Genomic DNA, 12,476 nt, shown 5'->3' with positions numbered 1-12,476 from the left:
CTCTATTAGAGTCCTGTAATAAAGGTTCCTGTTCAATACTCATTATAGCCTTTTTGGACAAAGGACGGGACCTTCTTTAGTCTTGGGTTTATTATGAGACATTTTATTCTCTCTATGGGATGCTGCTTTTATGAAACATCTTGTAGAAAAGACACTCTCCACTCGTCAAATCTTCCGTGGCCGCTTTTTAAAAGTTGAACAGGATCAGGTGCAGGCTCCTGATGGAAAAACCTACGTTCGCGAATACATTTTGCATCCGGGAGCGGCGATGATGATTCCGCTTTTACCGAATGGAAATGTTGTGATGATTCATCAATATCGGCACGCGGTAAAACAGGTCTTCTTAGAATTTCCTGCAGGCAAGCGAGATCACGGTGAGGAAACAATTTTAACGGCGCAGCGGGAGCTCAAAGAAGAAACAGGATATGAAGCCAAGGACTGGAAATTCCTGACCACAATTCATCCGGTGATTGGTTATTCCAACGAGCATATTGATTTATACTTAGCGCGCGAACTGACTCTCGCTCAGCGGCAATTGGATCATGGAGAATTTATTGAGGTCGTCGAAGTAAAACCGGATGAACTTATGAAATATGTTCGTGAAGGTAAAGTCAGCGATGTGAAAACCCAGATCGGGGCTTTTTGGCTTGATAAAATCCTGCGCGGGGAGTGGAATTAAGAGGCAAGGAGCCTCTTATGCACATTCAATCCAAAGACAGTTTCAGTACGAAAGAAAAGCTTCATGTAGGAAATAAAAATTACTCAATCTTTAACCTACAGAAAATTTCCCATCCAAATATCAAAAAACTTCCGATCTCACTTAAAGTTCTTTTAGAAAATCTTTTGCGACATGAAGATGGTCTTCATGTCGTGAAAGAAGATATCGACGCTATTTTAAGTCTTGATAAAAAATCCTTAAGCCGCGAAATTTCATTTTTTCCAGCGCGCGTTTTGATGCAAGACTTTACCGGTGTTCCCGCTGTCGTCGATCTTGCAGCGATGCGAGACGCGATGAAAGCGTTGGGCGGAGATCCGAAAAAAATCAATCCTCTGGTTCCCGTGGATCTCGTGATCGACCACTCCGTCATGGTGGATTCATTTGCCACTCCAAAATCATTTGATGAAAACGTCAAGATGGAGTTTGAAAGAAATCATGAGCGTTACGTTTTCCTCAAATGGGGGCAGAGCGCATTTCAAAATTTCAAAGTCGTTCCTCCAGGCACAGGAATTTGCCATCAGGTCAATCTCGAATACTTGGGAAAAACAGTGTGGCATTCGAAAACAGATCAAGGTGAAATGGCTTTCCCAGATACCCTTGTCGGTACAGACAGTCATACAACGATGATCAACGGTCTTTCCGTTCTAGGTTGGGGTGTTGGTGGTATCGAAGCAGAAGCGGTGATGCTGGGGCAACCTTTGAGCATGCTGATTCCTGAAGTCGTAGGCTTCCGTCTTGAGGGAAAATTAAAAGAAGGCGCAACCGCGACAGATCTTGTTTTAGTGATCACACAAATGCTTCGTAAAAAAGGTGTAGTGGGTAAGTTCGTTGAGTTCTACGGCCCTGGTTTGGGTTCCATGGCTTTAGCGGATCGTGCGACGATCGCGAACATGGCTCCCGAATACGGTGCAACTTGCGGCTTCTTCCCGGTAGACGAAGAAACGCTTAAGTATCTCCGTCTTTCAGGCCGGGATGCCGACACGATTTCTCTTGTTGAAAATTACGCGAAAACGACGGGCCTATGGCGCTCTGAAGAAGACGAAAAGCATTTCGCCTTCAATGACACTCTTCATTTAGATCTTTCTACAGTAGAACCTTCCTTGGCAGGACCGAAGCGCCCGCAGGACCGCGTGCTTTTGAGCAACGCTAAAGAGGATTTTAAAAATCAGTTGGTCACAGGATTTCAAGTCGGCCAAGATAAAACCGCAAAGGACCACTCCTCTGTTGCTGTTGAGGGTTCCAGCTATTCTGTAGGTCACGGTGACGTTGTGATCGCAGCGATTACAAGTTGCACGAACACATCAAATCCTTCCGTGATGATCGGTGCGGGCCTCGTGGCAAAGAAAGCCGTTGAAAAAGGCTTGCAAGTGAAACCTTGGGTTAAAACGTCCTTGGCTCCAGGATCGCAAGTCGTGACTGATTATTTAGAAAAATCGGGAATGCAAAAATATCTTGATGAATTAGGTTTTAATTTAGTCGGTTATGGTTGCACGACTTGTATCGGAAACTCGGGACCACTTCCTACGCCGATTGCAAATGCAGTTGAAAAAGGAAATTTAGTTGTCGCTTCAGTTCTTTCTGGAAACAGAAACTTTGAAGGTCGTATTAATCCTCATGTGAAAGCAAATTATCTGGCATCCCCTATGCTTGTGGTGGCTCACGCGCTCGCAGGAAGCATGGAAATCGATATCACGAAAGAAGCTCTGGGAAATGATACCCATGGAAAGCCTGTGTACTTGAAAGATATTTGGCCGACCAATCAAGAAATCCAAGACCTGGTGAATAAAACGGTTGAAACAAAAATGTTTGATTCCCGTTATGGCAATGTCTTTGCGGGTACCGAAGATTGGAAAAAAATCCAAACAACATCTTCGCAAACATATTCATGGGAGCAGAGCACTTACATCAAAAATCCTCCGTACTTTGAGGGCATGACTAAAACGCCAGAAAAATTGCATGACGTGCGTGACGGAAGAATTTTGGCCATCCTTGGTGATTCGATCACGACGGACCATATTTCTCCTGCCGGAAGTATTAAAAAAGATTCTCCCGCTGGAAAATATCTTATGGCTCATGGTGTGGAGCCGAAAGATTTCAACTCCTATGGGTCTCGCCGTGGAAATGATGACGTGATGGTGCGCGGAACTTTTGCGAACATTCGTATTAAGAATGAAATGCTTCAAGGCGTGGAAGGTGGTATGACGAAGCATATTCCTTCTGGAGAAGTGCTTTCCATTTACGATGCTTCCATGAAGTATCAACAAGCCAACACACCATTGGTCGTGATTGCGGGTAAAGAATATGGAACAGGGTCATCTCGTGACTGGGCTGCTAAAGGCACGCGACTGTTGGGAGTCAAAGCGGTCATTGCAGAAAGCTTTGAACGTATTCACCGTTCCAACTTAATCGGCATGGGTGTTTTGCCTTTGCAATTCCACGAAGGAACCAATCGCAAAACTTTAAACTTGGATGGCACTGAAACAATCAGTATCGCTGGCATTGAAGCTGGAATGAAACCACAACAAGATTTAAAAATCGTGATCACAAGAGCCAATGGTCAAAAAGAAGAAGCTGTCGTGCGCTCGCGCATCGACACCGCCGTCGAACTGGAGTACTACAAAAATGGCGGCATTCTTCACTATGTCCTACGCAAGTTAACATAACAGCAATAATCACAAATCCTCCTCTCATCCGGGGAGGATTTGTCTCTGTCGAACTTCTAAGCAGAAGTGCCACTTCCCGGTTCTTTCAAGAATTTCTTTAAACTAAAAAGCGCTTAGCTTTCCCAATAGCATGCTTGGACTTGGCAACAGAATTGCTCAAGGAATTTCGTCTATTTATATTAATGACGGATACGGGAGCTCTTATGAACGTAGTGAAGTATGGTGCCCTGGCGTTGACTTTGGTGATGAGCCAAACAGCTTCTGCCTCTTTTTGGGGTAAAGTAAAAAATGCCTTTAATGATTGCAAATATGATGAGACCGAATACCAACAAGTCTATCAATTTGAAAAGGAAACTACAGCGAAGTTGGATGAACACTTCACAGGTCGTTTCACTGAACAAGATTTCACGGATAAACCTTGGATGAAAGACTTCCGCTACGTGATCGTGGTGAACAAAGCTTCTCGCGGCGCTACGGCACAAACGATGCGCGTTTATGAAAGCGGTCTTTTGATTCATCAAACGAAAGTTTCTACAGGTCGTGAGAACTTAGAACTTCGTCGTAAAAACAAAGTTTGCACGGGAGCACCTCCAAAATCTTATTGGTCACAAACACCAACAGGATTCTATACGCCGAAGTATCTTTCTAAAGATCACAAATCAAGCTCATGGGATTCTGATATGCCATTTGCGATCTTCTTTGATCTCGACAACGGCTTAGCCCTTCACGAAGTGTATCCAAAGTATAAAGAATACTTAGGAAGCCGCGCTTCGGGCGGTTGCATCCGTCAAGATAAGGAAACAGCGGCTGCGATGTTTGAGCGCGTTCAGGCAACAGAAGGTGCGACAGTTCCAATGGTGAATATTGATGGAACTCCGGTTTTGGATGAACAAGGTCAAGTGAAGTACGCGAACCAACAATTCTGGACAAGTGCGCGCACAGGCGAAACTGTGAAGTTTAATACATTCAGCGCTTTGATTATTGTTGAAGACGTAAAAGAATAGTGAACGAGACGAAATTAAATTTTAAGGGTCGCAGGTTCTTAGACTTGCGACCCTTTTTTTATTTTACTTACCATCAATCATCAGAATAAACGCATACTCTGTCGCCGTATCTTTAAGCTGATCAAATCTTCCTGAAGCTCCACCGTGGCCTGACTCCATGTCTGTTTTTAACAAGATCACGGAATCACCTTTGTTGTTTTCACGCAGCTTAGAAACCCATTTCGCCGGTTCCCAGTATTGAACTTGAGAGTCATGCAAACCTGTCGTTACCAAAGTATTTGGATATGCTTGCGGCTTCACGTTGTCGTAAGGAGAATAAGACTTAATGTAGTCATAAGCCGTTTTGTCATTCGGGTTTCCCCATTCGTCATACTCGGAAGTCGTGAGAGGAATACTTTCATCGAGCATCGTTGTAATAACGTCAACAAAAGGAACTTGCGCCACAATGCCATGGTAAAGATCAGGACGCATATTCATGATCGCCCCCATCAACAGACCGCCAGCACTTCCGCCCATAGCGTAAACGCGTTTGGGATCGGCGTATTTGGCTTTGACTAAGGCATCTGTGCAGTCGATGAAATCATAGAATGTATTTTTCTTTTTCAAAGTGCGGCCGTTGTCATACCAGTCTCGGCCCATTTCCGAACCACCGCGAATGTGCGCTTTTGCATAGATAAATCCACGATCCACCAAACTGAAGACGTCACTGCTAAACCAAGGATCCATATTTGCGCCGTAAGAGCCGTAACCATAAATCAACATCGGTGCTGTTCCATCCAGCTTTTGATCCCTCTTCATAATTAAAGAAACCGGAACTTGCGTGCCGTCGCGAACGGTAAAGAAAACTCTTTCAGTACGATACAAGTTAGCATCATAGTTCGGAACTTCGTGGGTTTTCTTAAGCTCCTGCTGATGTGTCTTCATATTGATATCGTAAACCGAAGGTGGTCGGCGCATAGACTCATAATCAAAGCGCACCGACTCTGTATCGTACTCGCGGTTGTCGCCAACGGAAGCCAAATAACTTTCATCAGCAAATGGAATATAATAAGAATGTTGTCCTTGGCGATCCGTGATCTGAATTTGCGTCAGTCCGTTTTTTCTTTCTTCAAGAACAAGATAGTTCTTAAAGACGGTGACATCTTGCAAGTAGGTATCTGCGCGGTGAGGAATCAGCTCTTTCCAATCCTTAACTTGGGTGTGACCGATTTCAGCTGTCATAAGTTTATAGTTCTTCGCATTTTTATTGGAAATGATATAGAACTTGTCACCACCGTCCGTCACAGAATACTCGTGTTCTCTTTCACGGGGAGCAAATACCTTAAACGTATCATAAGGTTTATTGGCATCCAGATACATCACTTCGGTCGTTAGTGTGCTTTGCGTACCGATATAGATGTATTTTTCTGAAAGCGATTTATAAACATAAGTGGAGAACGTGTCGTCTTTCTCATAATAGACAAGATCTTTCTTGTGCGTTTTTAAGCTGTAACGGTAAATCTTTTCTGAGCGCAAAGTTTCTGGATGCTGTTCAGAATAAAAAATAGTTTCATTGTCATTGGCCCACACAACATTCGGACGAACATTTTCAATTTTATCCGGAAGCGTCTTGCCTGTTTTTAAATCTTTAAAATAAATCGTGAAGAAACGGCGGCCCACGGTATCAACAGAAAAGGCCATTAACTGTTGATTCGGACTCACCACGGGGCCTGTGGATTGATAAAAGCTGTGACCTTTTGCAAGTTCGGGAACATTGATAAGAATCTCTTCTGCTCCTTGCAAAGAACCTTTTCGACGGGTGAAAAGGGGATACTGTTGTCCGATTTCATAGCGACCTTGATAATAATAATCGCCGTCTTTAACAGGAGCTGAAGATTCATCTTCCTTCACGCGAGATTTGAGTTCTTGGAAAAGTTTTTCTTCTAAAGACTGAACCGGCTTCATCACTTCGGCCGTGTAAGCATTTTCTTTATTTAGATAATCAATAACTTGAGGATTTTCTCTTTCACGCAACCAGAAGTAATCGTCTTTGCGCGGGTCTTCGTGTTTGTTAAGTGTGACTGTTTTCTTTTCCGGCTTTGGATATTCGTGTGGAAACTTATGCATGCAAGAAACTCCCAAAAATAAAAAAGCATAAATAAATCTTTTCATGGGAGAAAGGCTAACACGAATCGCGGTCCCTGACACTAAAGAGGGACCGCGACTTAGGTCGAGTTAAGGGCGGGCTTCGCGTGATGAAGAGGGACGGGCTGTTTTATCTTGCTGGGAAGTGGCTTTATTGAATTCTTCCAAGAACGTTGTTCTTGCGAATTCTTCAATCGATGTTGCCGTGGTGTTGATTTTATCTCTTTGCAAAGTTCCTGCGATAGTCCCATTGGTGAAGGCTTCAGACATTTCGTTATATGCATCCGCCCAGTCTTCTGAAAGCCCCGCACCGATAAAATAATTTCTCATTTCCGCCGGAGGAATTTCGACGTATTCCAATTCAGGTTTTCTGATGGTCTGTCCCAGAACGCGAATGACTTCATCAAACGTCAGATCGCGCTCTCCTAAGAGGTACTCAATATTGCGAGTTTTAAAATCGGGATTCATCAATAAGAACGCCGCCCGGGCAGCAATGTCCCTTGTTGCCACCATAGGAAGAGGAATGTCTCCGGGAATGGTGCCGTAAAAACGGTTTGTAGAAAGAATCGTGGGGATTCCGGTAAGAAGATTCTCCATAAAATACGCGGGACGTAAATGCACGATATCGGCTTTCGTCACTTCATCCAAGCGTTGTTCTTGATCGTGAAGTCCTAAAATAGGTCCGGTGCCGCTTTCAAGGTCGGCGCCCACGCTGCTGAGGTTCACGACTTTCTTGATGCCAGCTTCCTCGATCGCCTCGGCAATAACTTCGCCGAATTTGTTTTGAAAGTAGCGCGCTTCGGGAGCACTGACGTTAGGTGGAATCATTGTGAAAACCGCAGAGCAGCCGCGCATGGCATCTGATAAAACAGCCACGCTGTTGGCGTCACCCTCAACAAACTCGGCTCCTCGGAAGGCTTCTTTATTGGGAAAGTGTCTGGCGTTGACTCGAACTTTTTGTCCGTTGGCTAAAAGGTGACTGACGATTTTAGAGCCAACATGGCCAGTAGCTCCCATAACGAGAATCATAAAAAAACCTCCTTGTGATCTTCCCATGGTAGGGCTGAAGCAAGGAGGTCATGTACTTACAACTTATTAATTTAGGATTACGCCTTCGCGTCTGCCAAAAGTTGTTCGGCGTGAGCAACCGATGTTTTAGAAATCTTCTCACCACTGATCAAACGCGCAATTTCCTGCACGCGATCTTTGGTTTTGAGTTCTGACACAAGCATCGAAACAGAATCTTTTTGCGGAGATTTCTGAATAAAGAAATGAATGTCACCAAAAGCTGCCACTTGTGGAAGATGCGTGACGCAAACCACTTGCTGTCCTTTGGCAATCGTCTTTAACTTTCTTCCGACTTTTTCAGCCGTCTCACCAGAAACACCCGTATCCACTTCGTCAAAAAGATATGTGCGCGGTTGGTTCGTTGAGCCGACAACACGTTTTAATGACAACAAAATACGACTTAATTCACCACCAGAGGCGAACTTCGCCAAAGGACGTTTCAGATCTTTGGCTGATGTCTGGCTTAGGAACTCAACATCGCTAATACCTGTGGAAGAAAGTTCTGCCATTTTCTCAACGTTGACGTGGAAAGTGACACCTTTCATATTCAACTCCGCCAGTTCTGCATTTACGCTGTCTGCTAAAAGATCAGCGCCTTTCACGCGGCGTTTGTGAAGATCCGCGCCCAAAACTTCAAGTTCTTTTAAGATGATCGCGGCTTCTTTTTTCAAAGATTCGATCTTCGTTTCTGAATTTTGCAAGTTGGAGATTTCAATTTCCATCTCCATCAAAGCTTTCAAAATATCATCAACGCTGGAACCGTATTTCTTTTGCAGCTTGCGAAGATCGCTCAAGCGGCCTTCTGCTTCCTCAAGACGTTGCGGATCAGAATCAATTTTCGAAGCGTACTGACGAAGTTCGTAAACACTTTCATCAATCAGGGCTTTGGCTTGTTCTAAGTTATCAAGTTTCGCCGCGATTTGCGGATCGACACCGGAAAGCTCAAGACCTTTTTTAAGAACCGCGTTCAAACGGCTGATCGCGGAGTCATCGTCCGTGTAAAGAGCCGCCTCAGCTTGATCCACAAAAGATCCAATACGCGAAGAGTTTTTAAGCTTTTTTACTTCGACTTCAAGTTCTTGGTCTTCGCCTGGAGAAAGATCCAAGTTCGCTATTTCATCACGTTGATAAATCAAGAAATCCAAACGCTGCGCTTTTTGTTTGGCATCGCTTTCCAATTTTTTGATTTCTTCAAAGATCCCGTAATAGCGCGTGTATTTTTCTGTGAATAACAAACGCTTATCCCAAGTTCCGGAATACTGATCCAAAAGATCCAAGTGATAAGCTTTGGACATCAAGTTGCGGTTTTCATGCTGCCCCGTCATTTCGATGAGCGGAGCTGAATGCCCCGCCAACTCAACCAATGGAGCCACGATGTCACGCAAGCTATTTAAAGTGCTTAAGCTGCCGTTGAGGTAAACTTTCGATTTATCGCCAGAGCTTAGAACACGACGAACGATCAAAGTGTCTTCATCCACTTCAATCCCCATGTCCTTAAGGTTTTCCATAATGTCAGGACGGCGGCTGATATCAAATGAACCCTCAATAGTCGCTTGAGAAGCACCCGTACGAATCGTATCACTAGAACCTTTACCACCCATCAAAAGTGACAAACTTTTTAGCAAAACGGATTTCCCCGCACCAGTTTCGCCACTCAAGATGTTCAACCCATCTTTGAAAGTGATGTGCAGGTTTTCGATAATCGCAAAATTCGAAACCTTAAGCTCAAGCAACATAGTAACCCCTCTTAATTCCTATCGCCGAATTTCAATTTCTCTCGAAGAAGATGGAAGTAGTTGTGATTTGCCTCGCGTACCATCCAATGATCGTAGCAAGATCGAGTCAGAATAACTTCATCATCAGCCGTAAGTTCCGTGACCTTTTGTCCATCCACGATGAAATGCGCTTTTTGCGTTTTTCCATCAAGCTTAAACGAAAGCTCGCGGTCATCAGGGAAAATCAAAGGACGAGACGTCAAACTGTGCGGCGCCACCGGAGTCACCACAAACACCGGCGACTCAGGGTGAAGAATCGGGCCCCCCGCAGCCAGATTGTACGCTGTTGATCCCGAAGGACTCGCCACGATAAAACCATCGGCTTTAACTTCACTCACTAAAAACTTTTCTGAATAAATCGCCGTGTTGATCAATTGGCTCATCGAACCTCTTTCGATCACAAAGTCATTCAGAGCGTGATACTCGCCACGGACCTTTCCTTTGCGCAAAATTTTTGCGAAAAGCATGGAGCGCGGACGAAGAACCATTTTTCCGGCCAAAGTTTTTTCAAGAATATCAAAAACAGATTCTGCATTATGCGCGGTCAAGAAACCCAAGAAGCCCATATTAAAACCAAGCAGAGGAACACTGCGGCCTTCAAGTAAACGAACACCGCGCAAGTAAGTTCCATCACCGCCAAGAACGATCACAAGTTTGATCTCGTCCATTTGTTTTTTTGTTTTAGCGGCCTTCGTACCGGGAATCACTTTTTGTTCTGGAGCCGTATAAACTGCAAAACCGTGATCCTTCAAGTAGTCAGCAACTTTCTTAGCCATCGTCACAGCCTGAGCTGTTTCTAAGCGATAAACTAAAGCAATGCTGCTGCCTTCTTCGAGAACTAGTTTATCTTTCTTCATGGAACCTTTACTCATTTAAATTAATCCATCACGTCTCAAAAGTGCATTTGGATCCGGTTCACGACCACGGAACTTTTTGTAAAGATCCATCGGGTGCTCAGTTCCACCGCGGCTCAGGATATTGTCTTTGAACTTCTGTGCCACTTCGTGATTGAAGAGACCTTTTTCTTTGAAGTATTCAAAGGCATCGGCATCCAAAACTTCCGCCCACTTGTAAGAGTAATAACCTGCAGAGTAACCACCTGCAAAGATATGGCTAAAGCTGCAAGAGTTATTCGCGCCTTCCACCTTAGGGAAGAGACGAGTTTCGGCCGTGGCCTTTTCTTCAAATGCATCGACGTCTTTGATTGTCGAAGGATCTGTTGAGTGCCATGCCATATCCATCATACCGAATTGAAGTTGACGGCAAGACATGTAACCCGCTTGGAATTTTTGTGAAGCTTTAAGCTTCGCAATCAAATCCGCAGGCATCGCTTCGTTTGTTTCATAATGACGGGCAAAAAGATCCAAGCCTTCTTTTTCTCCCACCCAGTTTTCCATGATTTGTGACGGAAGCTCTACGAAATCCCAATAAACATTGGTACCGCTCAAAGACGGGTACGTGCATTCAGAAAGCATGCCGTGCAAAGCGTGACCGAATTCATGGAACAAAGTGCGAACTTCGTCGTAAGTTAAAAGTGAAGGCTTCGTTGGAGTCGGCTTCGTAAAGTTACAAACGATGCTCACGTGTGGACGCTTCATATCGCCGTTGATCAGGCCCTGACCACGGAACTGAGTCATCCATGCGCCGCCTTTTTTCGTCTCGCGAGGAAAGAAGTCTGTGTAGAAAAGACCCATGTATTTGCCGGAAGCTTCTTCGTAGATTTCATACGCTTTTACTTCAGGGTGATACACTGGAACTTCTTTGTTTTCTTTGAACGTCAAACCGTAAAGTTTTTTCGCGTGAGCAAAAACACCATCGACAACTTTTTCAAGTTGGAAGTACGGACGAAGATCTTCTTCGTTGAAGGAATATTTTTCTTCTTTGAGTTTTTCAGAGTAGTAACCGAAGTCCCAAGGTTGGATATCCGTCACGCCATCTAATTTTTTCGCGTACTCAGTGACTTCTGCCAAATCTCTTTTTCCAGCATCTTTGGAAGCTTTCAAAAGTTTCGTCAAAAACTCCGTCACTGTTTCCGGATTTTTCGCCATACGTTCTGCTAAAACGAAGTCCGCGTGAGTTTTGAAACCTAAAAGTTTAGCGCGCTTATCACGAAGCTCAACGATTTTTAAAACCGTTCCTTGATTGTCAAAGTCACCTTTGTAAGCACGGGAAGCGTAAGCTCTCCACATTTTCTCACGAAGCGCGCGATTTTTTGCGTAAGTCATGAATGGAAGATAACTTGGGATGGAAAGAGTGAAAAGCCATTTGCCTTTTTGGCCTTTGGCTTCGGCCATTGCTGCCGCTCCTTCAAGAATGCTTTCTGGAAGACCTTCGACGTCTTCTTTTTTATCCAAGAACATTTCAAAAGCGTTTGTCGCTTTCAAAACATTTTCAGAGAACTTCGGTCCAAGAACAGAAAGCTCCTGGTCAATCTGACGAAGAGTTTCCTTATCTGTGGCATTCAAAAGCGCGCCGTTGCGAGTGAAAGACAAATAAGTTTTTTCAAGCAGGCGAGTTTGCTCTTTGTTCAAGTTCAAAGAAGCACGCTTATCGTAAACCGCTTTCACGCGTTTAAAGATCTCGTCATCCAAAGAAACATCAGAGGCAAAAGCGGTGAGCTTTGGATAAATTTCTTTCGCCAAAGCTTGCAAAGGCTCATCCGCATTCGCCACTTCCAGATTGCCGTAGATACCGGCGATTCTTTCTGGAAGTTCTGAAGCCGCTTCTAAAGCGGCAATCGTGTTTTCAAAATCAGGAGTCGCCGTATTGTTTTTGATTTTTGCCACATTGTCTTTGGCGATTTTAATAGCTTCTTCCAAAGCCGGAACGTAGTGCTCCACTTTGATCAAATCAAAGGGTGTCGCCTGGTCTTTGTTTGTGAAGGGTTTTAAGAGAGGATTTGTCGTATTCATGAGGGCCTCCAAGAGAGTTAAACAACTCTTCTTTTCTTTCATGAACACGCTGGAAAGGCAAAAGGTACCTGCTTCCCTTTGTGTCGATTCGGGGCGCGTCGCTTCCGAATCGACACAAAGGGAAGCAGGTACCTAAAAGGAAAGGGCCCTTGGTGGTTTTATCCGTCCAAGGGCCCGTGATATTGCGGCGTATTATTCCGTCAAAAGACGGT

8 protein-coding genes are annotated in these 12,476 nt (G+C 44.4%); 3 read left to right on the top strand and 5 right to left on the bottom strand.

Annotated features, from left to right (window positions below; all coding sequences use genetic code 11):
* The first annotated feature begins 130 nt into the window (after positions 1-130).
* From ACLSSO_RS14970 to ACLSSO_RS14960, 3 genes are all read left to right on the top strand, one after another.
* Complete coding sequence (locus ACLSSO_RS14970) at positions 131-679, top strand: NUDIX hydrolase (protein ID WP_340592817.1); 549 nt, start codon at positions 131-133, stop codon at positions 677-679.
* 17 nt (positions 680-696) lie between these two features.
* Entirely contained in the window at positions 697-3,381 is a 2,685-nt protein-coding gene (gene acnA / locus ACLSSO_RS14965; protein ID WP_413943292.1) for an aconitate hydratase AcnA, read from the top strand.
* Between the two features lie 203 nt (positions 3,382-3,584).
* Positions 3,585-4,385 carry a L,D-transpeptidase gene (locus ACLSSO_RS14960; RefSeq protein ID WP_295903164.1) on the top strand — a complete coding sequence of 267 codons (801 nt, stop codon included), beginning with the start codon at positions 3,585-3,587 and terminating at the stop codon, positions 4,383-4,385.
* Positions 4,386-4,448: 63 nt separating this feature from the next.
* On the opposite strand, the gene ACLSSO_RS14955 is transcribed toward ACLSSO_RS14960, so the two are convergent.
* The 5 genes from ACLSSO_RS14955 to ACLSSO_RS14935 all read right to left on the bottom strand — a co-directional run bounded on the left by ACLSSO_RS14955 (position 4,449) and on the right by ACLSSO_RS14935 (position 12,264).
* Positions 4,449-6,491 carry a S9 family peptidase gene (locus ACLSSO_RS14955; protein WP_413943291.1) on the bottom strand — a complete coding sequence of 681 codons (2,043 nt, stop codon included), beginning with the start codon at positions 6,489-6,491 and terminating at the stop codon, positions 4,449-4,451.
* Between the two features lie 108 nt (positions 6,492-6,599).
* The gene (locus tag ACLSSO_RS14950) at positions 6,600-7,538 is read right to left on the bottom strand and encodes an NmrA family NAD(P)-binding protein (RefSeq protein WP_295903169.1); all 939 of its coding nucleotides are present in this window, start codon (positions 7,536-7,538) and stop codon (positions 6,600-6,602) included.
* 77 nt (positions 7,539-7,615) lie between these two features.
* On the bottom strand, positions 7,616-9,313 hold the full coding sequence (gene recN, locus ACLSSO_RS14945) for a DNA repair protein RecN (protein ID WP_413943290.1): 1,698 nt from the start codon (positions 9,311-9,313) through the stop codon (positions 7,616-7,618).
* A gap of 11 nt (positions 9,314-9,324) precedes the next feature.
* Positions 9,325-10,209 (bottom strand): NAD(+)/NADH kinase, encoded by an 885-nt coding sequence (locus ACLSSO_RS14940; RefSeq protein WP_295903174.1) that lies wholly within the window; start codon positions 10,207-10,209, stop codon positions 9,325-9,327.
* Between the two features lie 15 nt (positions 10,210-10,224).
* Positions 10,225-12,264: a M3 family metallopeptidase gene (locus tag ACLSSO_RS14935; protein WP_413943289.1), complete on the bottom strand. Its 2,040-nt coding sequence runs from the start codon at positions 12,262-12,264 to the stop codon at positions 10,225-10,227.
* Positions 12,265-12,476: the final 212 nt, after the last annotated feature.

Origin of the sequence: Bdellovibrio sp. HCB-162, from assembly GCF_047344985.1 — a bacterium.
In the GTDB taxonomy this organism is placed as follows: Bacteria; Bdellovibrionota; Bdellovibrionia; order Bdellovibrionales; family Bdellovibrionaceae; genus Bdellovibrio.
The sequence above is the reverse complement of the archived record's forward strand: the minus strand, read 5'-3'. Positions and strand labels throughout refer to the sequence as shown.